Genomic DNA, 25,761 nt, shown 5'->3' with positions numbered 1-25,761 from the left:
GCGCACGGATGCGCCCGGTGCGGGAGGGCAGGGGCGATCCTGTACGTCCGGGCCGGCGGGGCCCCGACGACAGTGTCGTGACACCACGGACGACGGATCGCCACCACCGGTGGCGGGCCCGCACGACATCGTGGTTATCGGTCGAAGTTCGGACGACCCGCGGGTACGGTCAGGGATACTGGCCACCGGGTCGGTCCGCCTGTCGCGAGGTCCCTCACGGCAGTGCACGAGGAAGAGGTACAGCACACGATGGCGCGAATCGGTGACGGCGGCGACCTGTTGAAGTGCTCGTTCTGCGGTAAGAGCCAGAAGCAGGTCAAGAAGCTCATCGCGGGACCCGGCGTGTACATCTGCGACGAGTGCATCGACCTCTGCAACGAGATCATCGAGGAGGAACTCGCCGAGTCGAGCGAGGTCAAGCTCGACGAGCTGCCGAAGCCCTCCGAGATCCGCGACTTCCTCGAGAACTACGTCATAGGACAGGACACGGCCAAGCGCACGCTGGCCGTCGCCGTCTACAACCACTACAAGCGGATCCAGGCGGGCGACCGCAAGGACGTCCGCGGTGGCGAGGCCGTCGAGCTGGCGAAGTCGAACATCCTGATGCTCGGCCCCACCGGCTGCGGCAAGACCTACCTCGCGCAGACGTTGGCCAAGATGCTCAACGTCCCGTTCGCGATCGCCGACGCCACCGCCCTGACCGAGGCCGGGTATGTCGGTGAGGACGTCGAGAACATCCTCCTCAAGCTCATCCAGGCCGCCGACTACGACGTCAAGCGCGCCGAGACCGGGATCATCTACATCGACGAGGTCGACAAGATCGCCCGCAAGAGCGAGAACCCGTCGATCACCCGCGACGTCAGCGGCGAGGGTGTGCAGCAGGCACTGCTGAAGATCCTCGAGGGCACCCAGGCATCCGTCCCGCCGCAGGGTGGGCGCAAGCACCCGCACCAGGAATTCATCCAGATCGACACCACCAACGTGCTGTTCATCGTGGCCGGTGCGTTCGCGGGCCTCGAGCGGATCGTCTCCGACCGCATCGGCAAGCGCGGCATCGGTTTCGGCACCGAGGTGGCGAAGAAGAACGACGACGAGATGACCGACGCCTTCGCCGAGGTCATGCCCGAGGACCTCATCAAGTTCGGGCTGATCCCGGAGTTCATCGGTCGTCTGCCGGTCGTCGCGTCGGTGACGAACCTGGACAAGGAGTCGTTGGTCTCGATCCTGTCGACGCCGAAGAACGCGCTGGTGAAGCAGTACGTGCGCCTGTTCGAGATGGACGGCGTCGAACTCGAGTTCACCGGTGAGGCCCTCGAGGCTGTCGCCGACCAGGCGATCCACCGTGGCACCGGTGCTCGTGGCCTGCGCGCCATCATGGAGGAGGTCCTCCTCCCGGTCATGTACGACATCCCCAGCCGCGACGACGTCGCCAAGGTCGTCGTCACCGGGGAGACCGTGCGCGACAACGTGCTCCCGACGATCGTCCCGCGCAAGCCGCGCCGCGACGAGCGTCGCGACAAGACCGCCTGAGCCTCAGACGACGCGGTCCCCGCCGGCGTAGACGTTCATCGACTCGCCGCGGAGGAACCCGACCACGGTCATGCCCAGCTGGTCGCCGAGCGACACCGCCAGGGACGACGGCGCCGACACCGCGGCGATGACGGGGATCCCGGCCATCGCGGCCTTCTGGACGAGCTCGAACGACACCCGACTCGACACCATCAGGACGACCTCACGCAGGGGGAGCAGGCGCTCCCGGACCGCCCACCCGATGACCTTGTCGACCGCGTTGTGGCGGCCCACGTCCTCCCGCGCCACGAGGAGCGTGCCGTCCGTGCGGAACAGGCCCGCACCGTGGATGCCCCCGGTGGTCGCGAACGTCTTCTGCGCCGCGCGCAAGGTGTCCGGCAGGCCCGCCAGCACCTGGGTGGTCACCCGGCAGTCGTCGCTGGTCAGATCCCACGGCGTGGACGTGGTGATCCGGTCGATCTCAGCGGTGCCGCACACACCGCACGCCGACGTCGTCCCGAAGGCGCGCGGGACCATGTCGACCGCACTGTCCCCGGCGGTGGTGATGTCCAGGACGTTGTAGGTGTTCGCGCCCGCAGCGTCGACGCCGTCGCAGTAGCGCACCTCGGCGATGTCCGCCCCGCCGGCGATGAGCCCTTCGGCCAGGAGGAAACCGTGCACGAGATCCACGTCCGCGCCGGGGGTGCGCATCGTGACCGTGAGCGCGCGCCCGTCGACCCGCATCTCCAACGGCTCCTCGACCGCGAGGGTGTCGGGGCGGGTCACCTCGCCCGTCGGGCGGATCCTGCGGACCGGGGCCCGCGTGGTGACGCGTCCCATCAGGCGGCGACGAGTCGGACGGTGATCCCCTTGGACACCGGGGTGTTGGACTTCGTGGCGACGAAGTCCAACGGCACCAACGGGTTCGTCTCGGGGTAGTACGCGGCGGCGTTGCCCCGGGGTGTCGGGAAGGACACCACGGTGAAGTCGTCGACGCGACGCTCCTCCAGGCGGCCGTCGTTCTCGAACTCCGAGATGATCGAGACCCGTTGTCCCGCCGTCAGTCCCAGGCTCGCGATGTCGTCCGGGTTCACCATCACCACCCGGCGGTTGCCCTTGATGCCGCGGTAGCGGTCATCGTGGCCGTAGATGGTGGTGTTGTACTGGTCGTGGCTGCGCAGGGTCTGCATGATGAGTCGTCCCTCCGGTGTCGGCAGCCAGATCAGCTCGTTGGTGGTGAGCTGTGCGCGGCCGGATTCGGTGGGGAACTCGCGGGCGTCGCGGGGCGGGTGCGGCAGCAAGAACCCGTCGGGCTGGCGGACGCGGGTGTTGAAGTCCTCGCATCCCGGCACGATCCGCGAGACGTGATCGCGGATGCGGTCGTAGTCGGCGGCGAGCCCCGCCCAGTCGACCGGGTGACCGCTCCCGAACATCACCTCGGCGAGCTCGCAGACGATACCGACCTCGCTGCGCATCTGGTCGCTCGACGGACGCAGCGATCCTCGCGACAGGTGGACCGACCCCATCGAGTCCTCCACCGACACCTGCTGCTTCTTGCCGTCGCGGATGTCGCGGTCGGTGCGTCCCAGGGTCGGGAGGATGAGGTTGGTCGTCCCGGTGTGCAGATGGGAGGCGTTCAGCTTCGTGCTGACCTGCACGGTGAGACGGCACTTCTCGAGCGCTGCACGGGTCGCCGCGGTGTCCGGGGTGGCGGAGACGAAGTTGCCGCCCATCGACATGAAGACGTCGACCTTGCCGTCCCGCATCGCGCGGATGGCGTCGACGACGTCCCATCCGTGATCGCGCGGGCTGGTGATGCCCATCTCGTCGTCGAGAGCGGACAGGAACGACTCGGGCATCTGCTCCCAGATGCCCATCGTGCGGTCGCCCTGGACGTTGGAGTGGCCGCGGACGGGACAGACGCCGGCGCCGGGCTTGCCGATCATCCCGCGCAGCAGCAGGACGTTCGACACCTCCTCGATGGTCGCGACGGCGTGCTTGTGCTGGGTGAGGCCCATCGCCCAGCAGACGATGGTGCGCTCCGAGCGCTCCCACAGACGCGCGAAGGTCTCGAGCTGGTCCATCGACAGCCCCGTGGCCTCGCAGACCTCGTCGAGATCGGTCTCGGCCACAGCGGCGAGGTAGTCGTCGAGTCCGTCGCAGTACTCGGAGAGGAACGCGTGGTCGAACACGGTTCCGGGAGCACGCTTCTCGTCGCGCAGCAGGAGTGCGGCGAGTCCACGGAACAGTGCCATGTCCCCGCCGAGGCGGACCTGGAGGAACTCGTCGGAGATCTGCGTGCCGTCGGACAGGATGTCCCCGACGCGCTGCGGGTCGCGGAAGCGCATGAGCCCGGCCTCGGGCATGGGGTTCACCGCGACGATGGTGGCGCCGTTGCGTTTCGCGTCGCCGAGGATCGAGAGCATCCGCGGGTGGTTCGTGCCGGGGTTCTGTCCGGCGATGACGATGAGATCGGCGTTCTCGACGTCGAGGACCGTCACCGATCCCTTGCCGATGCCGATGGTCGTCGTCAGCGCGTGGCCTGAGGACTCGTGGCACATGTTCGAGCAGTCGGGCAGGTTGTTCGTGCCCAGGGACCGCGCGAGCAGCTGATAGACGAACGCGGCCTCGTTGCTGGTGCGCCCGGATGTGTAGAAGACGGCGCGGTCGGGGTCGTCGAGCCCGGTGAGCTCGTCGGCGATCAGGCGGTAGGCGCTGTCCCAGTCGATCGGCTCGTAGTGCGTCGCCCCCTCCCGCAGGATCACCGGGTGCGTGATGCGCCCCTGTTGGCTCAACCAGTACTCGCTACGCTCGCGCAGCGCGTCGACCGGATGGGCCGCGAAGAACGCCGGGGTGACGGTGCGCCGGGTGGCCTCCTCGGCGACGGCCTTGGCGCCGTTCTCACAGAACTCGGCGGGCTTGCGACCGCCCGGCTTCTCCGGCCACGCGCATCCCGGGCAGTCGAACCCATGGCGCTGGTTCAGCTCCAGGAACGTCTTCGCCGTGCGGAACGGGCCCATCTGGGTGAAGCCCCGCTGCATCGACACCGCGACCGCGGGTATGCCCGCCGCATGCGACTTGATGTCGTGCACCGACGTCACCTCCGGCTCGCGCACAGGTGTCTCCGGGTCGATCGCCCGCGGGGTGGTCTGGGGGGTGTAGCCGTCCCCGGGGATGTCCTGCCGGGAACCGGTTGTCGTCATGTTCCCCATAGTGGCCTCACCGGGGGGTCCCGTCACGCGATACTCGAGCGATGTCGCAACCACTGGCCGGGATCGTGCTCGCAGGAGGCGCATCGCGCCGGATGGGGGAGGACAAAGCGGCGCTCGACCTGGGCGGACAGCCGATGCTCACGCGCATCGTGACCGAACTGCGACGACGCTGCGATCCGATCACGGTCGTCGCCACGACCGACTCCGCGGCCTACGCGGCGTTCGCCGAGCAGGACGGACTGCGGTGGGTCACCGACGAGGACCCCGGCACGGGGCCGCTCGGCGCCCTCGCCGCCGGACTGACCGACGCCGCCGCGCACGACGTCCCCGTCGCGTTCGTGTGTGCCACCGACATGCCGCTGCTGCGCGCGGACCTGGTCGACGAGCTCCTCGCGGGACTGGGTGCCGACGACGACGCGGTGATCGCGGTGGACGCCCAGCGCCAGCACCCGCTGGCCGCGATCTACCGGTCGTCGTGCGCCGCGCGCCTGACCGAACTCGTGGCCGGCGGCGAACGTCGCCTGCTCGCCGCGCTCGACGAGATGGTCGTGCACCGGGTCAGCGTCACCGACCCCACCTGGCTCACGAACGTCAACGCGCCGGAGGACGTGCACCGGCTGCGCAGGGACAAGATCGCCGTTCCCTAGACTCGAACGGTGAGTTCGCCCACCGAGACCGCCGGAAACACTCCCGCCGCACCTGCGCTGCCCGCGACCTGGGAGCCCGGCGCGCACGAGTCCCGCCTCTACCAGGGGTGGGTCGAGCGCGGGTGCTTCACCGCCGACCCCGGGAGCGGTAAGCCGCCGTACTCGATCGTCATCCCTCCGCCCAACGTCAACGGGTCCCTGCACATGGGCCACGCGTTCGAACACGTCCTGATGGACGCGTTGAGCCGACGCAAGCGGATGCAGGGGTACGAGGTGCTGTGGCTGCCCGGCATGGACCACGCGGCTATCGCCATGCAGGCCATGGTGGAGAAGCGACTGGCCGCCGAGGGCACCGATCGTCATGCGCTCGGCCGTGAGGCGTTCCTGGACCGCGTGTGGCAGGCCAAGGAGGAGATCAGCGGCGACATCGGCGGACAGATGCGTCGCCTCGGCGACGGCGTCGACTGGTCGCGGGAGCGGTTCACGATGGACGACGGCCTGTCGCGCGCGGTGCACACGGTGTTCAAGCGCATGTACGACGACGGTCTGATCTACCGCGCCGAGCGCCTCGTCAACTGGTCGCCGGTTCTGCAGACCGCCATCAGCGACATCGAGGTGTCCTACAGCGACATCGAGGGCGAGCTCGTCAGCTTCCGGTACGGCTCGACCGACGACGCGCAGCCGCACATCGTGGTGGCGACGACGCGGTTGGAGACGATGCTGGGCGACACCGCAATCGCGGTCCACCCCGACGACGAGCGCTACCGCGGCCTCGTCGGCACCGAGCTCCCGCACCCGTTCCTCGAGACCTCCGTGCCGGTGATCGCCGACGAGCACGTCGACCCCGAGTTCGGCACCGGCGCGGTCAAGATCACGCCCGCCCACGACCCGAACGACTTCGCGATCGGCCAGCGTCACGGCCTGCCGATGCCGACGATCATGGACGCCACCGGCCGGATCGCCGACACCGGAACACGTTTCGACGGGATGGATAGGTTCGAGGCGCGGGTCGCGGTGCGCGAGGCGCTCGCCGAGCAGGGGCGGATCGTCAAGGAGATCCGACCGTACGTCCACAGCGTCGGACACTCCGAGCGCAGCGGGGAGCCCATCGAGCCGCGTCTGAGCATGCAGTGGTGGGTGCGGGTGGAGTCGCTGGCGAAGGCCGCGGGTGACGCCGTGCGTGACGGGTCGACGCAGATCCACCCCGCGTCCATGGAGTCCCGCTGGTTCGCCTGGGTCGACGACATGCACGACTGGTGCATCTCTCGGCAGCTGTGGTGGGGCCACCGCATCCCGATCTGGTACGGCCCCGACGGGGACGTCGTCTGCGTGGGCCCCGACGAACAGCCCCCGGTCGGCTACGAGCAGGACCCCGACGTCCTCGACACCTGGTTCTCGTCCGGGCTGTGGCCCTTCTCCACCCTCGGGTGGCCGGACGACACCGCGGACCTGCGCACCTTCTATCCCACCAGCGTCCTGGTGACCGGGTACGACATCCTGTTCTTCTGGGTCGCGCGGATGATGATGTTCGGCACCTACGTCGGCCGCACCCTCGACTTCGACGCCCCCGTGCCGTTCCGACACCTGTTCCTGCACGGCCTCGTCCGCGATGAGCACGGTCGCAAGATGTCGAAGTCGAAGGGCAACGGGATCGACCCGCTGGACTGGGTCGACCGCTTCGGCGCCGACGCCCTGCGGTTCACCCTGGCCCGGGGTGCGCGTCCGGGTGCGGACCTGTCGGTGGGGGAGACCAACGCCCAGGACAGCCGCAACTTCGCGACCAAGCTGTTCAACGCGACGAAGTTCGCGCTGATGAACGGCGCACGGGTCGGTGAGATCCCGGCCGACGCGGAGCTGACCGACGCCGACCGGTGGATCCTGCGGCGCCTCGACGAGGTCCTCGCCGACGCCGACGGGGGATTCGAGACCTACGAGTTCTCCCGGGCGTGCGAGGCGCTGTACCACTTCGCCTGGGACGAGTTCTGCGACTGGTATCTCGAACTGTCCAAGGTGCAGGTGGCGCAGGGCGGTTCGGCCGCCGATGTCACCGCGCTCGTGCTCGGCACCGTCCTCGACTCGCTGCTGCGGGCACTGCACCCGGTCATGCCGTTCGTCACCGAGGTGCTCTGGACCGCGCTCACCGGGCAGGAGACGGTGACGCTGGCCGCGTGGCCGCAGCCGTCCGGGGACCACGACGTCGCCGACACCGCAGCGGCGCAGAGGATCTCGGCCGTGCAGCAGCTGGTCACGGAGATCCGGCGCTTCCGCAGCGACCAGGGTCTGCCGCCGGGCAAGCGTGTCCCGGCCGACATCGACGGCCTCGACGACGCCGGCATCGCGACGTTGCGCCCGTACGTCGACACGTTGGCGCGCCTCGAACCCCGTGGCGAGGACTTCACCGCCTCGGCGACCGTCGAGGTGCGGGCCGGCTCGGGGACCGTCCGCGTCGCGCTCGACACCTCGGGTGCGGTGGACGTCGAGGCCGAGAAGCGCCGTCTCGCCAAGGATCTCGCCGCGGCCGAGAAGGAGCGCGACCAGACCCGCGGCAAGCTCGACAACGAGCAGTTCGTCGCCAAGGCGCCCGACCACGTCGTCGCACGTATCCGTGAACGCAACGTGCTCGCGCTGGAGGAGATCGACCGGTTGTCCGCGGCACTGGCAGCGCTGGGCGACTCGTGACCGTCCCGTCGTCCACCCCGACCCCGGAAGACCTCGCGGAGTTCGCCGAGGTCGAGAACGAACTCGACGGCCGGTGGCCGGAGACGCGTATCGAGCCGTCGCTGAGCCGGATCTCGGCACTCATGGACCTGTTGGGGTCCCCGCATCGCGGATATCCCTCGATCCACATCGCCGGCACCAACGGCAAGACGTCGGTGACCCGGATGATCGACGCGCTGCTGACCGCGCTGCACCGACGGACCGGTCGCATCACGAGCCCGCACCTGCAGTTGGCGACCGAGCGGATCGCGCTCGACGGGAGGCCGATCACGCCCCGGCAGTACGTCGACGCGTTCCGTGACCTCGAGCCCTACGTGACGATGGTCGACGACTCGTCGGTCGCGGCGGGCGGACCCCGGATGAGCAAGTTCGAGGTCCTCACGGCGATGGCGTACGCAGTGTTCGCCGAGGCCCCGGTCGACGTCGCCGTCGTGGAGACCGGTCTCGGTGGTACGTGGGACGCCACCAACGTCATCGAGCCGTCGGTCGCGGTGATCACCCCGATCGCGATGGACCACGCCGACTACCTCGGGGACACGCTGACGGCCATCGCGGGGGAGAAGGCCGGGATCATCAAGCCCGCCGTCGACGATCTCGTCCCGGTCGACCCCGTCGTCGTGCTCGCCGCGCAGGAGCCCGAGGCGGCTGCTGTCCTCATGGCCCGTGTCGCCGAGACCGACGTCGTGGTCGCGCGACAGGACTCGGAGTTCCGCGTCGTCGAACGGCGCACCGCCGTCGGCGGTCAGATGGTGGTGCTGCAGGGACTCGGCGGCGTCTACGACGAGATCTTCCTGCCGCTGCACGGTGCCCACCAGGCGGCGAACGCGGCCGTCGCCCTCGCGGCGGTCGAGGCGTTCTTCGGTGCCGGCGCGGATCGACAGCTCGACATCGACGCCGTCCGCGCGGGATTCGCCGCGGTCACCGTCCCCGGGCGGCTCGAACGGGTGCGCAGCGCCCCGGCGGTCTTCCTCGACGCCGCCCACAACCCGCACGGAGCCGCGGCGCTCGCGCGGGGGATCTCCGAGGAGTTCGACTTCCGTCGCCTCGTGGGGGTCGTCGGCGTGATGGGGGACAAGGACGTGACGGGTGTGCTGACCGCGCTCGAACCCGTGCTCGACGAGGTGATCGTGACCACGAACGGTTCACCCCGCGCGCTGGACGCGGACACACTCGGTGATGTGGCGGCAACGGTGTTCGGCGAGGACAGGGTGCAGGTGCGCGAGTTCCTGCCCGACGCGGTCGAGGCGGCGATCATCTCGGCGGAGGAGGTCGACGACGACTCCGACGCCGGACTGTCGGGGGTGGGTGTGGTGATCACCGGATCGGTCGTGACGGCCGGCGCGGCGCGCACCCTGTTCGGGAAGGATCCGGCATGACCTCGTCGGACGCGGGTTCAGCCTCGGGGAGCGCGCCCCGGTTCTCGCCGCCGGTCAACGACCCGTGGCGCGGTCTGCGCGGCGTGATGGCGGGGACGCTCATCCTCGAGGCGATCGTGGTGCTGCTCGCGCTCCCCATCGTCGCCAAGGTCGGAGGGGGCCTCACGGCCGCGTCGACGACCTTCCTCCTCGTCGTCACCGTCGCGATGATCCTGGGCTCCGGTCTGCAGGGCCGGTCGTGGGCGCTCGGCTACGACCTCCTGCTCCAGGTGCTCCTGATCGCCGGGTTCGTCCTGCACTGGTCCATCGGCGCCGTCGGGATCGTGTTCGCGCTGGTGTGGGTCTACATCGCCTACATCCGGCGCGACGTGGCCCGCCGGATCGAGGAGGGGCGGCTCCCCGGCCAGGTCCGTCTCGACGGGTCCGGGACACCTGAGGACGCCGGAGACGTGTCCGATTCGTGACCTCGCGGCACGCCCGTGCGGATGACGGCGCCCGCGGGTTGCTGACACCATCTCCGACAACCGCCCTCGCATCCGCCGGGGGCGTCGTCAGCGAGAGGACCCCCCACCCCATGCAGTCGGCGCGCACCACCGTCCCCGCCCTCGTCCGCACCGCCGGGATCGCCCTGGCGATGGCCGCGACAGCGGCCACCGGCCTGGGAGCGGGTACCGCAGGGGCGGACACCGACGTCGTGGTCGTACCCGCCGGCCCGCCGGTGCCGGTCTCGTCGCAGGAGTACTCCTACACCGCCACCCACGACCTGACCGTCCGAGCCGACTCGATCGACCTGGCCCGCTTCGTCGCCGACATCCCGGTGCCCGCGCAGTACCGGGCGGCGAACCTGGCGCTCGCGGCCCGCTTCGACGCGACCGTCGACGCAGCGCTGGCGTCACCCGGCGGCTGTGTGCAGGTCGTCGTCGATCCGCGGTCGCGCGACGGCAACCTCTTCAACTACGGGTTCTTCCCCGTGGCGGGCGAGTACTGCTCCTGAACCCCGCGTCACGTCGCGCAGCCCCCACCGCCGGGGAGTGACGGATCCGACACGGCCGCTAGGGTGACGCCGTGACTGAACGGACTCTGGTTCTCATCAAGCCCGACGGTGTGGCCCGCGGCCTCGTCGGCGAGATCATCTCCCGCATCGAGCGCAAGGGGCTGACGATCGTCGCCCTCGACCTGCGCACCGCGACCGACGAGGTGGCCCGGGGCCACTACGCCGAGCACGAGGACAAGCCGTTTTTCGGCTCCCTCCTCGAGTTCATCACGTCGGGTCCGCTCGTTGCCGCCGTGCTCGAGGGACCGCGGGCCATCGCGGCGTTCCGCCAACTCGCCGGCGGGACCGATCCCGTGGAGAAGGCCGTGCCCGGCAGCATCCGCGCGGACCTCGCCCTCGAGACGCAGAACAACCTGGTGCACGGGTCCGACTCGCCCGAGTCGGCGCAGCGCGAGATCGCGCTGTGGTTCCCCGGTCTCTCCTGACACCCCACCTCTCCTGACACCCCGCCGGTCGTGAGACCGGCCGTACCCCGTCGAACCCCGGCCCGCCCGGACCCATCGGTCCCGGCGGGCCGTGTCGTCCCGCGAGGCGTCCGCGGAACGGTGTGACGCGTGTGGGATACTCGGGTGTCGTCGACGACACAGGAGTCGGCGGTCACGGTGACCAGTCCAGTTCACCGCGGATCCCCCGGACATCGCGGCTCCCGCCGCTCGCACGCAACGTGTGACAGGTGCACCGGACACGGGGCCCGCCGGCCTGGGGCCGGACACCAGCAGGTGTCGTACCGCGACCTGGAACCCCCGGTCACGGACGACGCGAGACCAGACAGACTCGGGCGTCACCTGACGTTCCCGACACACAGCAGAACCCTCGTGCGGCCGCGTCGAACTGATGCGCCCGAGGGTCGAGGAGAATACGTGGCCGACACAGGCACACCGGACGACCGCAGCGACACGTCACCGGCGCAGGAGTTCCCGCACAAGATGAGGGTGCACGCCCTCGCCCGCATGATCGGGCTGACCAGCCGGGAGGTGCTCGCGCACCTCGCCGACCTGGGAATCACCGCCCGCAGTCCGCAGTCGAGCATCGACCGCAGTGCTGCCATCGCCGTGCGCGACGCCCAGGTGGCGGCCGCGGACGGCCCGGCGACGAGCGACGCGGCGGCGACGGACGCCCCTGCCGGCCCGACCTCCACGAAGGCGCCGGGTGCGGGCGACCCGCCACAGGGCACGGCATCGGCCGATCCTGCGCCGTCGCTGTTCTCCGCAGCGACCTCATACGACGCCGCACCCGCGACGCCCGCGGCGGACGCCGCGGCGTCGCCCCTCTTCCTCCCGCCACCGGCGCCCGAGGAGGTCGAGCGGACACGCCGCCGACGTCCCCGCGCCGCCGAGACCGCCGACAACGCCGAGACCGACGGTTCGACCCCCTCGACGCCCGCGCCCGACGCGCCGCGGCGACGCGGTGGTGCCGACACCTCCGGCTCCTCCGACGGCACCGTCGACGCAGAGAAGGTCGCCGACACCACCCCCACCTCCGGACCGGACGACTCCGCAGCGGACGACAGCGACGACGACTCGACATCGGGCGGTCGCCGTCGTCGTCGTGGTCGGCGTGGACGCGGTCGTGGTCGTGGTGACCAGAACGATTCCGAGAACGGCGACGAGACCGGCTCGGGCGGCTCCGACGAGTCGGCCTCCGCAGCGTCCGGCGACTCCGCGGGCGGAAACGACGCCGCCGCGAAGTCCGACACCGCTAAGTCCGACACCGAGAAGTCCGACACCGAGAAGACCGACACCGGCAAGCCCGACACCCGGAAGTCCGAGGCCGAGAAGTCCGACTCCGAGAAGCCCGACACCGCCGAGTCCGACACCGACGGTGAGAAGTCCGACGCGGACGACGGCTCCGACGACGGTGACGACGAGAACGGCTCGGGCACCCGCCGTCGCCGCCGTCGGCGTCGTCGCAAGGGTGGCGCCGACGCCGACGAGTCCGGCGGTGGGGACGACGACCCGCCGAACACGGTCGTCCACGAGCGGGAGCCACGGAACAAGTCGCGTCAGCGCGACCGCGACGAGGTGCAGGGCATCTCGGGGTCGACGCGTCTCGAGGCGAAGCGCCAGCGTCGCCGCGACGGTCGTGACGCCGGTCGTCGACGTCCGCCGATCCTCACTGAGAGCGAGTTCCTGGCCCGTCGAGAAGCGGTGGACCGCGTCATGGTGGTGCGGGAGCGTTCCGCGAACACCGCGCTGACCGCCGACGACGGCTCCGCGGCCACCGAGGACTACACACAGGTGGCCGTCCTCGAGGACGGTGTCCTCGTCGAGCACTTCGTCACCACGTCGACCTCGTCGTCGATGGTGGGCAACATCTTCGTCGGCCGCGTCCAGAACGTGCTGCCCGGCATGGAGGCGGCGTTCGTCGACATCGGCCGCGGCCGCAACGGCGTTCTGTACGCCGGCGAGGTGAACTGGGATGCGGCCGGTCTCGACGGCGGCAGCCGCAAGATCGAGCAGGCGCTCAAGCCCGGCGACCACGTCGTGGTCCAGGTGAGCAAGGATCCGGTGGGTCACAAGGGTGCCCGGCTGACCACCCAGATCTCGCTGGCGGGTCGCTACCTCGTCTACGTCCCCGGCGGTTCGTCCACCGGCATCTCGCGCAAACTGCCCGACACCGAGCGGAAGCGGCTCAAACAGATCCTGTCGAAGGTGGTCCCCGCCGAGGCCGGCGTGATCATCCGCACGGCGTCCGAGGGTGTCAGCGAAGCGGAACTCGCCGCCGACATCGAGCGCCTCAAGGCCCAGTGGGAGACCATCGAGGCCGCGGCCGCGGGTGCCAAGGGCTCGTCGTCGGGCAAGAACGGCGGCAAGGGCGGCGGTCCCTCGGGACCGCAGGTGCTCTACTCCGAGCCCGACCTGCTGGTGAAGGTCGTCCGCGACCTCTTCAACGAGGACTTCTCGAAGCTAGTCATCGACGGGAACGGTGCCTGGGACCAGGTCCACGGATACGTGCAGGCGGTCGCTCCCGACCTGCTCGACCGCGTCACCCGGTTCGAGCGGGCGCACGCCGACGCACCGGACGCGTTCGCCGTCCACCGGATCGACGAGCAGCTCACGAAAGCGCTTGAGCGCAAGGTGTGGCTGCCCTCCGGCGGCACGCTCATCATCGAGCACACCGAGGCGATGACCGTCGTCGACGTCAACACCGGCAAGTTCACCGGCTCGGGGGGCAACCTCGAGGAGACGGTGACGCGCAACAACCTCGAGGCCGCCGAGGAGATCGTGCGGCAGATGCGTCTGCGCGACATCGGCGGCATGATCATTGTCGACTTCATCGACATGGTGCTCGAGTCCAACCGCGACCTGGTGCTGCGCAGGCTCACCGAGGCGCTCTCGCGGGACCGGACGCGCCACCAGGTGTCGGAGGTGACCTCGCTGGGTCTGGTGCAGATGACGCGCAAGCGTCTGGGCACCGGGTTGCTGGAGGCGTTCTCCTCCACCTGCACCTGCTGCAACGGCCGCGGCATCGTCGTCCACGCCAACCCCGTGGAGGTGACCGGCGGCGGCGGTGGTGACGACTCCGGTCGCGACCAGGGCGGCTCGAAGCGGTCGCGCCGTTCGGGTCGCAAGAAGTCCGATTCCGGTCAGGCCGACCAGTCCGACGCGAACGGCAAGGCCCACAACCCCGCCGAGCACCCCATGTTCCGTGCGATGGCCGGACACGGCGAGAACGGCGACGGCGAGGACGGCGGCGGCGCCGAGCAGGCCACCGCCCCGGACACCGAGGCCGAGGCCCCGGCGGAGAGGCGATCGGGGCGGCGCGAGAAGGCCGCGCCGAAGCAGGCGCCCGAACCGCAGAGCGCACCCGAGACGCAGAGCGCACCCGAACCGCAGGGCGCGCCCGAGCCGACCCCGGAACCCGATGTGGTGGCGCCGTCCGAGCCGAGCGTGGAACCCGTGGCGGCCGGTGAGCCCGAGCAGGCCGCCGATCCCGCGGCGCCGCGTCGACGACGACGCGCCGCGCGCCGACCGGCCTCGGCGCCCGTCGGTGGCGGCGACGCCGTCGCGGGCACCGTCGAGACGATCGTGGTGGAGGCGCCGTCCGCGCCGACGACCACCGTCGTCGCCCAGCAGCCCGACACCCCCGTGGTCGCCGTGCGTCGGACCGCCCGTCGCCGCGCTGCCGGTCGCCCGGCAGGCCCCCCGGTGGAGGACTGACCCCGACACCCGGATGCGGGGCACGCGCCGGGGTGACCACGGTTTGACCCGGTCGTCGCTGCTCCCGTAACCTCACACGGTCGCCTCATCGCGGGTCGGACAGTGCTGTGCGGATCACTCCGCCCCGGCACGTCGATCCCAGGGGCAGCCAGGACCACGTCCGGCGCCGGACGGTATCGAGAGATCCGCAGGCGCGGGCGTACCCCGCACAGCACAATGCCGGCGCACCCGCGCGGGCGCAGGACAACGACAGTGAGAAGGTGGTTTTCGCGATGGCAACGTACGCGATCGTCAAGACCGGCGGTAAGCAGTACAAGGTCGCCGAGGGTGACCTCGTCAAGGTCGAGAAGATCGAGGGCGCTGTCGGCGACACCGTCTCTCTCCCGGTCGCCCTCGTGGTCGACGGTGCGTCGCTCACCACCGACGCCGCGGCCCTGGCGAATGCGGCCGTGACCGGTGAGGTCGTCGAGCACGTCAAGGGCCCGAAGATCCGGATCCACAAGTTCAAGAACAAGACCGGCTACCACAAGCGCCAGGGCCACCGTCAGCGTCTGACGGTCCTCAAGGTCACCGGCATCAAGTAGACCTGCAGCACTCATCGTCTCGAGAGGACCGAAGACATGGCACACAAGAAGGGCGCGTCCAGCTCGCGCAACGGTCGTGACTCCAACGCCCAGCGGCTCGGCGTCAAGCGGTTCGGTGGCCAGCAGGTCAACGCCGGCGAGATCCTGGTCCGCCAGCGCGGCACCCACTTCCACCCGGGCGTGAACGTCGGCCGCGGTGGCGACGACACCCTGTTCGCCCTGGAGACCGGCGCGGTCGCCTTCGGCACCAAGCGCGGTCGCAAGACCGTCAACATCGTCCCGGCGCCCGCGCAGGCCTGACCTCGCGACGTCGCACGACACACGTCCATCAGGGGCGGGCAGGTCTCCGAGACGAGACCGCCCGCCCCTGATGTTTTCCACCCCCTCATCAGCACCGACATCGAAGAAGGACCGAGCATGTCGCGTTTCGTCGACCGCGTGACCATCCACGCCGTGGCGGGCAACGGCGGCCACGGCTGCTCGTCGGTGCACCGTGAGAAGTTCAAGCCGCTCGGCGGTCCCGACGGCGGGAACGGTGGCAACGGGGGCGACGTGATCCTGCGCGTGGACCCGCAGGTCCACACCCTGCTCGACTTCCACTTCCGCCCGCACGCGAGGGCCCAGAACGGCAAGCCCGGTGCCGGCTCCAACCGCGACGGCGGTCACGGGGAGACCCTCGAGATGCCCGTCCCCGACGGCACCGTCGTGCTCGACGAGAACGGGCGCATCCTGGCCGACCTCGTCGGCGAGGGCGCGACGTTCGTCGCCGCATCCGGCGGCCGCGGCGGGCTGGGCAACGCGGCGCTGGCCTCGAAGGCGCGCAAGGCACCCGGTTTCGCGCTCCTCGGCGAGGAGGGGCAGACGCGGGAACTCGTCCTCGAGCTCAAGTCCGTCGCCGACGTCGGCCTCGTCGGCTTCCCGTCCGCGGGCAAGTCGTCGCTGGTGTCGGTCTTGTCGGCCGCGAAGCCGAAGATCGCCGACTACCCGTTCACGACGCTGGCCCCGAACCTCGGCGTGGTGACGGCCGGTGCCTCGGTCTTCACCGTCGCCGACGTCCCCGGACTGATCCCCGGCGCCTCGCAGGGGCGTGGACTCGGACTGGACTTCCTGCGGCACCTCGAGCGCTGTGCGGTCCTCGCGCACGTGGTCGACTGCGCCACACTGGAACCCGGACGCGATCCCATCTCCGACATCGACGCACTCGAGGCCGAGCTGGCGGCGTACACGCCGGCACTCTCCGCCGACCACGGCCTGCAGGACCTCGCCGACCGTCCCCGAGTGGTGATCCTGAACAAGATCGACGTCCCCGAGGCCGCCGAACTCGCCGAGATGGTCACCCCGGACCTCGAGGCCCGCGGATGGCCGGTCTACGCGATCTCCGCGGTCGGCCATGTCGGGTTGGACACGCTGCGGTTCGCGCTGGCGCAGAAGGTCGCCGACCACCGCGCGGCGACGCCGACCCCCGTCGCCCGGCGTGCGGTCATCCGACCGATCGCGGTGGACGAGAGCGGTTTCACCGTCTCCCCGGATCCGGCTGTCCCGGGCGGGTTCATCGTGCGTGGCACGCGACCCGAGCGCTGGATCAAGCAGACCGCCTTCGACAACGACGAGGCCGTCGGCTACCTCGCGGACCGGCTGAACCGCCTCGGCGTCGAGGACGAGCTGGTCAAGCAGGGTGCGGTCCCCGGTGCCCCGGTGACCATCGGGGACGTCTCCTTCGACTGGGAGCCCCAGCTGCCCAGCGGCGACGCCGTGCCGGTGACCGGACGCGGCACCGACATCCGACTCGACCGCACCGACCGTGTCGGTGCGGCCGACCGCAAGGTCGCGCGCAAGGCCCGCCGCCACCATGCCGACGACGGACTGGGTCCCGTGGACGGGCCCGACGACTGGTCGGGTCCCGATGGCGACGACTGACCGGTCGGTCGACCCGACCGCCCTGACCTCGCCGGTGCGGACGCAGATCGCGACGGCCCGCAGCATCGTCGTGAAGATCGGGTCGTCGGCGCTGACCGACCTGCACGAGGGGTTGGCGCTCGACCGACTCGATCGGCTGGCCGACGCACTGCAGGCACGCATGGCGGCGGGGACCGACGTCATCGTCGTCTCCTCGGGTGCCATCGGCGCGGGACTGGCCCCGCTGGGGCTGCGTCGGCGTCCCACCGATCTCGCCACGAAGCAGGCGGCGGCCAGCGTGGGCCAACTCGCACTCGCCCACGCCTGGGGTACGTCGTTCGCCCGCCACGGACGCACCGTCGGTCAGGTGCTGCTCACCGCACACGACATCTCCCGCCGGTCGCACCACGCCAACGCGCAGCGCACGCTCGACCGGTTGCGCTCGCTCGGTGCCGTGGCGGTGGTGAACGAGAACGACACCGTCGCCACCGACGAGATCCGCTTCGGCGACAACGACCGTCTCGCGGCCCTCGTCGCCCACCTGGCCGGGGCCACCGCGCTGTTCCTGCTCTCCGACGTCGACGGTCTGTACGACGGTGACCCTCGGAAGGGGGATGCCCGGCTGATCCCCGAGGTCGCCGGCGCCGCCGACCTCGACGGCGTCGTCGCCGGGTCGGGTGGGGCGTTGGGCACGGGTGGGATGGCGTCGAAGCTGTCCGCGGCGCGCCTCGCCGCCGACGCCGGGGTCCCCGTGCTGCTGGCGGCTGCGTCCGATGCCGCCGCCGCGCTGGGCGGCGCCGACGTCGGGACCGCCTTCGCGGCACGTCCCGCGAGGATGTCGGCACGTCGGTTCTGGGTCCGTCACGCCGCGGAGACGCGCGGCCGCCTGATCGTCGACGACGGTGCCGCGGCGGCGATCGCCCGCCGCGCGTCCCTGTTGCCCGCGGGGGTCGTCGGCGCCGACGGCGTCTTCGGCGCCGGGGACGTCGTCGAGGTGGTCGGGACGGACGGCGTGCTGCGGGCACGCGGCGTCACGGCCTACGACTCCGACGAGGTCACCGCGATGATCGGTCGCAGCACCGCCGACCTACCCGAGGGGCTACGACGCGCGGTCGTGCACGCTGACGATCTCGTCGCGACCGCCTGACCGGTCGCCGCCGGTGGACCGCTCGGCGTCGATGCGCGCGACGAGACCCGTGAGCACCTCGGCGCACCGGTGGTCGATCTTGAGCGTGGCGCAGTCGTCGCCACGGGTGACCCCGCGGTTGACGATGACGACCGGCATCCCACGCCGTCGGGCGTGGCGGACGAAGCGCAGCCCGGACATGACGGTCAGGCTGGACCCGAGGACGAGCAGAGCGTCGGCGTCGTCGACCATCGCGAACGCCTCGTCCACCACAGGACGCGGCACGCTCTCCCCGAAGTAGACGATGGCCGGTTTCAGGGCCCCGCCGCACTCCGGGCAGTCGATCATCTGGAAGTCGCCGGTGTCGTCGACGGCCACGTCGGCGTCGGGGGCGACGTCGATCGCTCCGCCCGCGCGGATCCGGGAGGTGAAGGCCGCGTTGAGCGGATCGAGGACGGCGGCGAGGCGGTGCCGCGAGATCTGCCATCCGCACCGCAGGCAGCACACACGGCCGTAGCAGCCGTGGAGTTCGATCACGGGCCGTGAGCCCGCCTTGGTGTGCAACATGTCCACGTTCTGCGTGATCACGCCGCTCACCAGCCCCCGGTGCTGCAGCGCGGTCACCGCGCGATGCCCGGCGTTGGGGGTGGCTGCGTCCATGTGGCGCCACCCGAGATGGTTGCGCGCCCAGTAGTGACGCCGGAAGTCGGGTGAGGCAAGGAACGCGTCGATGGTCATCGGTGTGCGGGGTGCGGCGTCGGGGGAGCGGTAGTCGGGGATGCCCGAGTCCGTCGAGATGCCGGCGCCGGACAGGACCACGGTCCGACGGCCGCTCAGCAGGGCATGGGCCTGCCCGATCCGAGCTGGGAGGTCGTCGTCGGGGTCTGTCGGTGTCCCCGGCGTCCACGCGACCTGGAGTCGTGTCCGCATCGTCCACCAGCCTACCGGCGGGGTCGGCGCGGACCGGTCGATGATTTTGTACTGCACACAGTGGAATTACTGTTCAACATCTCGGACATGGGGTCACCGGTGGCCGGGAGGTGATCTGCTGTGCGTGGGCCGGGACGTCCACGAAGAAGAGTGCAGTGCGGAAGACGATGATGGCGACCGTCGCCGTGTACAGGTCGAGTGACCGGTCGTGGTGGGTCGGGCGGGTTGACCCCGCGGTGTTGGGCGATGCCCGCCAGGAGACAGATGCCCTCCGGATCGACTGGGGGCGCCGTGGGATCGAAGTTCCCGTCGAGGACATCCGGCCGCCACTGCTGGTGATTCAGGACCCTCTGGGTCGGTACGGCCGGGGATGCTCGACGAACTCCCACTTCGACGCACGCGACCACCAGGACACCGATCCCCACGCCGATTGCGCCCACGGGCGGGCGATCGATCGGGTCATCGCGGTGCTGCGCGGGGCGCGCGAACAGGCGCAGGGGCGGGGAGAGTGCCCGGCCGACACGCCTGCCCCGATCGACATGCCCGCCCCGGTCGCACGGTCGACAGCAGCGGGGCCGGGGAGCTGACGGTCTCTCTGCGACGGGGCGCCCACCGATGCTGTCCGTCGAACAGTGGAATTGCGATGACGGATCGTCGGAGAATTCGCCGTGTCGCCGGACCAGGTGGTCTTCTGTACGCGGGGAGTCGAGAAAGAGCGCGAGTGCGAGAGAACAGCTATGCGACGGTCGCCGTCTACCGGCCGTCGGATCGGACCTGGTGGGCCGGTCGAGTCGATCCCGACGTCATGGGTGATGCCACCCGTGAACACGATGCCCTGGTGGCGGATCTGCGCGAGAGAGGCGCACCCGTGACAGGTGACGACGTCGCGCAGCCGACGCTGGTGGTCCGTGACCCCAGTGGCAGGTTCCCGCGGGGCTGTTCGACGAACTCCCACTTCGACGACCACGATCGCGCACACACCGATCCCCATGCCGACTGCGCTCACGGGCGCGCGATGGATCGGGTCCTCGCCGTGCTCCGGACGACCAGGGATCTCGCCGCCGGCCAGTAGCGAGCAGGTCGGTGGTCGAGCAGGTCAGTACGAGCTGTCCGGTCGCACCGTCGACAACAGCGGCGTCCCGGCACGGAACCGGCGCAGGTTCTCGGCCACCCACGGCGCGAGCGTGCGGGTGAGGCCCGACGCCGGATTGGCGACATGCGGTGTCACCACGATGCGGGGTTCGTGCAGTATCGGGTCGTCGGCGTCCGGGGGCTCGGGATCGGTGACATCGAGGGCGGCCCCGGCGATCTCGCCGGATCGCACCGCCTCCAGCAGCGAACCCTGATCGATGAGGGTGCCGCGCGCGACGTTCACCACCCACGCATGAGTGGGCAGTGCCCGGAGGGCGGCGGCGTCCACGAGATGCCGGGTCTCCGGGGTCGACGGTGCGGCGACCACGACATGGTCGACCTGTGACCACAGCTCCGGGAGACGATCCGACGGGAGGGTCGCCCGGGCGCCGTCGACGGTCCGCCCCGACGCGGTGACCGCGATGACATCGGCACCACAGGCGATCAGGCGGGGGATCAGCGCACGCCCGATGCCTCCGGCGCCGACGATCCCCACGGTGGCGCCGTGCAGTTGTCGGACCGCGGTGTCGACGCGGTCCTTGTCCCACCCGTCGCGAACGGCGTCCGGGATGCGATGCAGGCCGGCGAGCAGCAGGGCGAGCGCGTGTTCGGCCACGTTCTCGGCGTAGAACCCGGAGGCGTTGGTCCAGATGCGTCGATCGTCGACGATCCCGGCGGCGAGGAACGCCTCGATCCCGGCCAGTCTCAGTGCCACCCACCGGATGTCGTCACCGAGATCCCGCGGGAAATCGACCTCGCCACCGAGCCAGACGAGCACCTCGGCGTCTGCGAGGTCGGTGACGACCTCACCGCCCGCGGACGACACCGCCGCGGCGATGTGATCGTCCGGCGCGGGGGCTATGGCGACCCGGGTAGGTCGCGACGACCCGTCGTCGCCGGTGGACGCCGGGTCCACGGCGATCTCAGTCCTCGACGGTCATGAGCGGGTAGACGCCGTTCTCGTCGTGGGTCTCGTTGCCCACCACGGGCGGGTTGAACACGCAGAACATGCGGAGCTCGGTGTCGGCGAAGACGGTGTGCCGGTCGTGCTCGTTCAGCAGGTACATGGTGCCGGGGGCCAGCGGGTACTCCGTGCCGGTCTCCCGATCGAGCAGCCGCCCGGTACCCGAGATCAGCCACACCGCCTCGATGTGGTTCGCGTAGTGGAACTCGTTCTCCGTACCGGCCTTGATGACGGTCTCGTGGTAGGAGAATCCGACCTTGTCCCCGCCCAGGATGATCCGCTTGGACCGCCAGTTCCCGTTCTCGGCGACGATGTCGCGATCGGTGTCGGTGATCTCGTCGAGGGTGCGGACGATCAACTGTTTCTCCTGTCGTTGCGGGGACTGCGGACGGCTGTCGGGTCAGACGACCTGTGCGGTCGCCTCGGAGAGGATCTCCAGACCCTGGTCGAGTTCGTCGTCGGTGATGGTGAGCGGCGGGAGCAGCTTGACCACCTGGTCCTGCGGGCCCGAGGTCTCGGCGAGCAGGTGGCGATCGAAGGCCAGCTGACACACCTTGCCGGCGTGTTCGGGGGTCTCGAAGACGAGGCCCTGCGCCATGCCGCGACCGCGGGTGGACACGCCCTCGTGGGCGTCGTCGAGTTTCGCGAAGGCGTCGTGGATCTTCTGGCCCTTGCGCAGCACGTCCTTCTCGAGGGTGTCGTCACTCCAGAAGTGGTCGACGGCGGCCGTCGCGGTGACGAACGCCGGGTTGTTGCCGCGGAACGTCCCGTTGTGCTCGGCGGGACCCCAGATGTCGTGTTCGCGCTTGAACAGCGTGAGCGCCATCGGCAGGCCGTAGCCGCCGATCGACTTCGACAGCGTCACGATGTCGGGGGTGATGCCGGCGATCTCGAACGAGAAGAACGGGCCGGTGCGTCCGACACCCATCTGGACGTCGTCGACGATCAGCAGGATGTCGTGGCGCTTGCACAGGTCGGCGAGGCCACGCAGCCACTCGGCACGCGCGACGTTGACGCCGCCCTCGCCCTGGACCGTCTCGACGATGACGCCGGCGGGCTTGTTGAACCCGCTGCCCGAGTCGGTGAGGATGCGTTCCATCCACCCGAAGTCCTCGACGGAGCCGTCGAAGTAGTCGTCGAACGGCATCGGGGTGGTGTGCACGAGCGGGATCCCCGCACCCGCGCGCTTCATCGAGTTGCCGGTCACCGAGAGGGCGCCGAGCGTCATGCCGTGGAAGGCGTTCGTGAAGTTGATGATCGCCTCGCGCCCGGTCACCTTGCGCGCGAGCTTGAGGGCGGCCTCGACGGTGTTGGTCCCGGTGGGGCCGGGGAACATGACCTTGTAGTCGAGTCCGCGCGGCGTGAGGATCTTGTCGGTGAAGCTCGCGAGGAACTCGCCCTTGGCGACGGTCATCATGTCCAGGCCGTGGGTGATGCCGTCACGCGACATGTACTCGAGGAGGGCCTCCTTGAGCACGGGGTGGTTGTGGCCGTAGTTGAGGGCACCGGCGCCGGCGAAGAAGTCGAGGTACCGGGTTCCGTCACGGTCGGTCAACCACGAGCCGGAGGCCGTGTCGAACACCGCGGGCCAGCCGCGGCTGTAGCTGCGGACCTCGGACTCGCGGTCGGCGAAGATGTTGTCGGGAAAGCTCATCGGTGTTCCTCACTCGTGGTTCGGTTCTCGCCGGTCGCGTCTCGCGGCGGTGTCGCTGGGGCGGCGGGATGCCCGGGCTGGGCGGTCCCGTCCGACGCACGCGTGACGCGATGCGCGACGGTCCGTGCGTCCGCGACCGGTGGTGCGACGGACGCGATCACGGCGGTCGCCTCAGACGCGCGGCGCGATGGTGTAGAGGTCCTCGGGCTCGTGGGAGTCCGGGAAGTCCTCGGGCGCGAAGTAGTCGCGGCGGGTGATGGTCATGCCCCGCTTGTCGGCGAACGACGTGAACAGCTTCTGCGACGCCTCGTTGTCGGGGCTGATGGTCGTCTGCATCCGGGTGATGGCGTCCTCTTCGACGCGGTCCATCAGCGCCATGAGCATGCGGCCTGCCAGGCCGAGCCCGCGCTGGTCGGCGTCGACCGCGACCTGCCAGACCATCACCGTGTCCGGGGCCTGCGGGCGGACGTAGCCGGTGACGAACCCGACCACACGGCCGTCGACCTCGGCCACGACCGACGACCGGGCGTAGTCCTGGCACCACAGCACATATGCGTAGCTGGAGTTGAGGTCGAGGACCTTCGAGTCGCGGGCGATCTCCCACAACCGCACCCCGTCGGAGACGTCGGGGAGGCGAAACGTGACTTCCGGTGTCGTGGTCAGTGTCGCGCCTGTCTGTGCGGTTGTCATGGCATCAACGAAGCTAACAACGGGTCACACCGATGTCACACGACGGACACACCCGTCGAGGTGATGCCTCGGTAAAGGGGCAGTATATCGGGCGGTTGTGATACCTGTCACGACACGGTCCCCGCAGCGCATGGGCGTGCAGGGCGGTACGGGGACAATCGGGCCATGAGGATCATCGCCGGTGACGCGGGCGGGCGGCCCATCGCGGCGCCCCCGGCCGGGACCCGCCCGACCACCGACCGCGTCCGTGAGTCGGTCTTCGCCATGCTCGAGGCCCGGCGCGACCTGACCGCGCTGCGCGTGCTCGACCTCTATGCGGGATCGGGGGCGCTGGCGCTCGAGGCGCTCTCGCGCGGGGCGGGGCACGCGACGGTCGTCGACTCCGATGGGCGGGCGGTGGCGACGATCCGCGCGAACATGCGGGCGGTCGGCGTCGGCACCGACGCCGTGACCGTGGTGCGTCGACGTGTGGAGGCGTTCCTCGACGCGTCGCCGGCCGAGCCCGTCGATCTCGTGTTCTGCGATCCGCCCTACGACGTGGCCTCGGCGGTGGTCGACGAGCACATGGTGCGGTTGACCGACGCAGGACGGCTGGCGCCCGACGCCCTGGTCGTCGTGGAACGCTCCGCACGGTCGCCGATGACGACGTGGCCGACCGGCCTCGTCGCCGACGGTGACCGCCGCTACGGGGACACGCGGGTCGAGTTCGCGCTGCTAGCTTGACCGGCATGACGACAGCCGTGTGCCCCGGTTCGTTCGACCCGATCACCAGCGGCCACCTGTTCGTCGTGGAACGGTGCGTCGACCGGTTCGACGACGTGGTCGTCCTGGTGACGGTCAATCCGTCCAAGCGGGGGATGTTCGACATCGACGACCGTGTCGCCCTGATCGAGGCGAGCACCGCCCACCTGCCGAACGTCCGCGTGGACCGATGGGAGGGGTTGCTCGTCGACTACCTGCGCGGACAGCCGGCGCCGACCCTGGTGAAAGGGCTGCGCAGCGTCGTCGACTTCCAGTACGAGTCGCCGATGGCGCAGATGAACCGGGAACTCGCCGACGTCGAGACGCTGTTCCTGCTCGGGGATCCCCGTCATGCCCACGTGTCGAGCTCGCTGGTGAAGGAGATCGCGCGCCTTGGTGGCGACATCAGCCCCTACGTCCCGGCCCCGGTGGCGTCGGCCATCGCCGCGGCGGCACGCTGACCCGACACGCCCCGCGCGCCTCCTGAGAAACACGAGTCACAGACGGCACACTGTTCACACAGACACCACCCATCTCCCATGGCGGTGGTGCGTCAGGCCCGAACGAAGTGAGGTAGCCGTGTACCGCGTGTTCGAAGCTCTGGACGAACTGGGTGCCATCGTCGAGGAGGCACGCGGCGTCCCGATGACAGCGGGATGCGTCGTCCCCCGTGGCGACGTGCTCGAACTCCTCGACGACGTCAAGGACGCGATCCCCGCCGAGCTGGACGACGCCCAGGACGTGCTGGACCAGCGCGACAAGCTCGTCGGCGACGCCCGCGAGCACGCGGACTCCGCCATCGCCGAGGCCACCTCCCAGGCCGACGCGATGGTGTCGCACGCCCGGGCCGAGGCCGACCGCATCCTGTCGGAGGCCAAGTCCCACGCCGACCGCATGGTCGCCGAGGCGCAGGCGCACGCGACGCAGCTGGTCGGCGACGCGAGCGAGGACGCCCAGCGCACCGCGGCCGGTGCGGCCCGCGAGTTCGAGGCGGTCACCGGACGGGCCCGCGCGGAGGCGGCCCGGATGATCGAGTCGGGCAACGCCTCCTACGAGAAGTCCGTGGCCGACGGCATCGCCGAGCAGCAGCGTCTGGTCTCCGAGACCGAGGTCGTCGCCGCGGCGAAGTCCGAGGCCGATCGCATCATCGACGCCGCCCACGCCGAGTCCGATCGTCTCCGCGGTGAGTGCGACGTGTACGTCGACAACAAGCTCGCCGACTTCGAGGAGGTCCTCACCACCACGATGCGGTCGGTGGGGCGGGGTCGTCAGCAGCTGCGCACCGGCGCCGGTGTGCACGACTACTCCGATCACCCCGTCGACCTGCACGGGCGGGACTTCCCGCACGGCGTCGCGGTCTGACCCGACC

General features: G+C 70.3%; 23 protein-coding genes. 16 read left to right on the top strand and 7 right to left on the bottom strand.

What is annotated here, in order from left to right; translation table 11 throughout:
• The first annotated feature begins 249 nt into the window (after positions 1 to 249).
• Positions 250 to 1,530 carry an ATP-dependent Clp protease ATP-binding subunit ClpX gene (gene clpX, locus LX14_RS16730; RefSeq protein ID WP_253648455.1) on the top strand — a complete coding sequence of 427 codons (1,281 nt, stop codon included), beginning with the start codon at positions 250 to 252 and terminating at the stop codon, positions 1,528 to 1,530.
• Positions 1,531 to 1,533: 3 nt separating this feature from the next.
• Here clpX and fdhD read toward each other — a convergent pair whose 3' ends face one another.
• Entirely contained in the window at positions 1,534 to 2,349 is an 816-nt protein-coding gene (gene fdhD, locus LX14_RS16725; RefSeq protein WP_253648454.1) for a formate dehydrogenase accessory sulfurtransferase FdhD, read from the bottom strand.
• The gene (locus LX14_RS16720) at positions 2,349 to 4,712 is read right to left on the bottom strand and encodes an FdhF/YdeP family oxidoreductase (protein WP_253648453.1); all 2,364 of its coding nucleotides are present in this window, start codon (positions 4,710 to 4,712) and stop codon (positions 2,349 to 2,351) included. Before LX14_RS16720 ends, fdhD begins: the two co-directional genes overlap by 1 nt.
• A 50-nt stretch (positions 4,713 to 4,762) precedes the next feature.
• Here LX14_RS16720 and mobA point away from each other — a divergent pair, with 50 nt between their 5' ends.
• From mobA to proB, 11 genes are all read left to right on the top strand, one after another.
• On the top strand, positions 4,763 to 5,368 hold the full coding sequence (gene mobA / locus LX14_RS16715) for a molybdenum cofactor guanylyltransferase (RefSeq protein ID WP_253648452.1): 606 nt from the start codon (positions 4,763 to 4,765) through the stop codon (positions 5,366 to 5,368).
• Between the two features lie 9 nt (positions 5,369 to 5,377).
• A complete protein-coding gene (locus LX14_RS16710) occupies positions 5,378 to 8,047 on the top strand; it encodes a valine--tRNA ligase (RefSeq protein ID WP_253648451.1) in 2,670 nt (889 codons plus the stop codon).
• A complete protein-coding gene (folC, locus tag LX14_RS16705; RefSeq protein ID WP_253648450.1) occupies positions 8,044 to 9,462 on the top strand; it encodes a bifunctional tetrahydrofolate synthase/dihydrofolate synthase in 1,419 nt (472 codons plus the stop codon). The genes LX14_RS16710 and folC overlap by 4 nt, the downstream gene beginning before the upstream one ends.
• Positions 9,459 to 9,926, top strand: a complete 468-nt coding sequence (locus tag LX14_RS16700; RefSeq protein WP_253648449.1) for a DUF4233 domain-containing protein — start codon at positions 9,459 to 9,461, stop codon at positions 9,924 to 9,926. The genes folC and LX14_RS16700 overlap by 4 nt, the downstream gene beginning before the upstream one ends.
• A 110-nt stretch (positions 9,927 to 10,036) precedes the next feature.
• Positions 10,037 to 10,456 carry a hypothetical protein gene (locus LX14_RS16695; RefSeq protein WP_253648448.1) on the top strand — a complete coding sequence of 140 codons (420 nt, stop codon included), beginning with the start codon at positions 10,037 to 10,039 and terminating at the stop codon, positions 10,454 to 10,456.
• Between the two features lie 71 nt (positions 10,457 to 10,527).
• Entirely contained in the window at positions 10,528 to 10,941 is a 414-nt protein-coding gene (gene ndk / locus LX14_RS16690) for a nucleoside-diphosphate kinase (RefSeq protein ID WP_253648447.1), read from the top strand.
• A gap of 435 nt (positions 10,942 to 11,376) precedes the next feature.
• Complete coding sequence (locus tag LX14_RS16685; RefSeq protein WP_253648446.1) at positions 11,377 to 14,676, top strand: translation initiation factor IF-2 N-terminal domain-containing protein; 3,300 nt, start codon at positions 11,377 to 11,379, stop codon at positions 14,674 to 14,676.
• Positions 14,677 to 14,948: 272 nt separating this feature from the next.
• On the top strand, positions 14,949 to 15,260 hold the full coding sequence (gene rplU / locus LX14_RS16680; RefSeq protein WP_253648445.1) for a 50S ribosomal protein L21: 312 nt from the start codon (positions 14,949 to 14,951) through the stop codon (positions 15,258 to 15,260).
• 36 nt (positions 15,261 to 15,296) lie between these two features.
• Entirely contained in the window at positions 15,297 to 15,560 is a 264-nt protein-coding gene (rpmA, locus tag LX14_RS16675) for a 50S ribosomal protein L27 (protein ID WP_253648444.1), read from the top strand.
• 117 nt (positions 15,561 to 15,677) lie between these two features.
• The gene (obgE, locus tag LX14_RS16670; protein WP_253648443.1) at positions 15,678 to 17,177 is read left to right on the top strand and encodes a GTPase ObgE; all 1,500 of its coding nucleotides are present in this window, start codon (positions 15,678 to 15,680) and stop codon (positions 17,175 to 17,177) included.
• On the top strand, positions 17,164 to 18,303 hold the full coding sequence (gene proB, locus LX14_RS16665; RefSeq protein ID WP_253648442.1) for a glutamate 5-kinase: 1,140 nt from the start codon (positions 17,164 to 17,166) through the stop codon (positions 18,301 to 18,303). The genes obgE and proB overlap by 14 nt, the downstream gene beginning before the upstream one ends.
• Here proB and LX14_RS16660 read toward each other — a convergent pair.
• Positions 18,256 to 19,212, bottom strand: coding sequence for a Sir2 family NAD-dependent protein deacetylase (locus LX14_RS16660; RefSeq protein ID WP_253648441.1), 957 nt, complete (start codon positions 19,210 to 19,212; stop codon positions 18,256 to 18,258). The genes proB and LX14_RS16660 overlap by 48 nt on opposite strands.
• 721 nt (positions 19,213 to 19,933) lie before the next feature.
• Here LX14_RS16660 and LX14_RS16655 point away from each other — a divergent pair.
• Positions 19,934 to 20,284 carry a hypothetical protein gene (locus tag LX14_RS16655; RefSeq protein ID WP_253648440.1) on the top strand — a complete coding sequence of 117 codons (351 nt, stop codon included), beginning with the start codon at positions 19,934 to 19,936 and terminating at the stop codon, positions 20,282 to 20,284.
• Positions 20,285 to 20,308: 24 nt separating this feature from the next.
• On the opposite strand, the gene LX14_RS16650 is transcribed toward LX14_RS16655, so the two are convergent.
• The 4 genes from LX14_RS16650 to ectA form a co-directional block, all read right to left on the bottom strand.
• Complete coding sequence (locus LX14_RS16650) at positions 20,309 to 21,259, bottom strand: NAD(P)-dependent oxidoreductase (protein ID WP_253648439.1); 951 nt, start codon at positions 21,257 to 21,259, stop codon at positions 20,309 to 20,311.
• Between the two features lie 7 nt (positions 21,260 to 21,266).
• Positions 21,267 to 21,665, bottom strand: coding sequence for an ectoine synthase (locus LX14_RS16645; RefSeq protein ID WP_253648438.1), 399 nt, complete (start codon positions 21,663 to 21,665; stop codon positions 21,267 to 21,269).
• A gap of 42 nt (positions 21,666 to 21,707) precedes the next feature.
• Entirely contained in the window at positions 21,708 to 22,961 is a 1,254-nt protein-coding gene (gene ectB, locus LX14_RS16640; RefSeq protein ID WP_253648437.1) for a diaminobutyrate--2-oxoglutarate transaminase, read from the bottom strand.
• 171 nt (positions 22,962 to 23,132) lie between these two features.
• A complete protein-coding gene (ectA, locus tag LX14_RS16635; protein WP_253648436.1) occupies positions 23,133 to 23,651 on the bottom strand; it encodes a diaminobutyrate acetyltransferase in 519 nt (172 codons plus the stop codon).
• A gap of 165 nt (positions 23,652 to 23,816) precedes the next feature.
• Here ectA and rsmD point away from each other — a divergent pair, with 165 nt between their 5' ends.
• The 3 genes from rsmD (at position 23,817) to LX14_RS16620 (ending at position 25,754) form a co-directional block, all read left to right on the top strand.
• The gene (gene rsmD / locus LX14_RS16630; RefSeq protein WP_253648435.1) at positions 23,817 to 24,374 is read left to right on the top strand and encodes a 16S rRNA (guanine(966)-N(2))-methyltransferase RsmD; all 558 of its coding nucleotides are present in this window, start codon (positions 23,817 to 23,819) and stop codon (positions 24,372 to 24,374) included.
• A 5-nt stretch (positions 24,375 to 24,379) separates the two neighbouring features.
• Positions 24,380 to 24,853: a pantetheine-phosphate adenylyltransferase gene (gene coaD / locus LX14_RS16625; protein WP_253648434.1), complete on the top strand. Its 474-nt coding sequence runs from the start codon at positions 24,380 to 24,382 to the stop codon at positions 24,851 to 24,853.
• A gap of 118 nt (positions 24,854 to 24,971) precedes the next feature.
• Positions 24,972 to 25,754, top strand: coding sequence for a DivIVA domain-containing protein (locus LX14_RS16620; protein ID WP_253648433.1), 783 nt, complete (start codon positions 24,972 to 24,974; stop codon positions 25,752 to 25,754).
• Positions 25,755 to 25,761 lie beyond the last annotated feature (7 nt).

The sequence above is a fragment of the Williamsia deligens genome (assembly GCF_024171765.1).
Taxonomy (GTDB): Bacteria; Actinomycetota; Actinomycetes; order Mycobacteriales; family Mycobacteriaceae; genus Williamsia_A; species Williamsia_A deligens.
The sequence above is the reverse complement of the archived record's forward strand: the minus strand, read 5'-3'. Positions and strand labels throughout refer to the sequence as shown.

Coding starts and splice junctions, on each gene's coding strand:
- clpX (WP_253648455.1), top strand. CDS start 250: ATGGCGCGAATCGGTGACGGCGGCGACCTGTTGAAGTGCTCGTTCTGC.
- fdhD (WP_253648454.1), bottom strand. CDS start 2,349: ATGGGACGCGTCACCACGCGGGCCCCGGTCCGCAGGATCCGCCCGACG.
- LX14_RS16720 (WP_253648453.1), bottom strand. CDS start 4,712: ATGACGACAACCGGTTCCCGGCAGGACATCCCCGGGGACGGCTACACC.
- mobA (WP_253648452.1), top strand. CDS start 4,763: ATGTCGCAACCACTGGCCGGGATCGTGCTCGCAGGAGGCGCATCGCGC.
- LX14_RS16700 (WP_253648449.1), top strand. CDS start 9,459: ATGACCTCGTCGGACGCGGGTTCAGCCTCGGGGAGCGCGCCCCGGTTC.
- LX14_RS16695 (WP_253648448.1), top strand. CDS start 10,037: ATGCAGTCGGCGCGCACCACCGTCCCCGCCCTCGTCCGCACCGCCGGG.
- rplU (WP_253648445.1), top strand. CDS start 14,949: ATGGCAACGTACGCGATCGTCAAGACCGGCGGTAAGCAGTACAAGGTC.
- rpmA (WP_253648444.1), top strand. CDS start 15,297: ATGGCACACAAGAAGGGCGCGTCCAGCTCGCGCAACGGTCGTGACTCC.
- obgE (WP_253648443.1), top strand. CDS start 15,678: ATGTCGCGTTTCGTCGACCGCGTGACCATCCACGCCGTGGCGGGCAAC.
- proB (WP_253648442.1), top strand. CDS start 17,164: ATGGCGACGACTGACCGGTCGGTCGACCCGACCGCCCTGACCTCGCCG.
- LX14_RS16660 (WP_253648441.1), bottom strand. CDS start 19,212: ATGCGGACACGACTCCAGGTCGCGTGGACGCCGGGGACACCGACAGAC.
- ectB (WP_253648437.1), bottom strand. CDS start 22,961: ATGAGCTTTCCCGACAACATCTTCGCCGACCGCGAGTCCGAGGTCCGC.
- ectA (WP_253648436.1), bottom strand. CDS start 23,651: ATGACAACCGCACAGACAGGCGCGACACTGACCACGACACCGGAAGTC.
- rsmD (WP_253648435.1), top strand. CDS start 23,817: ATGAGGATCATCGCCGGTGACGCGGGCGGGCGGCCCATCGCGGCGCCC.
- coaD (WP_253648434.1), top strand. CDS start 24,380: ATGACGACAGCCGTGTGCCCCGGTTCGTTCGACCCGATCACCAGCGGC.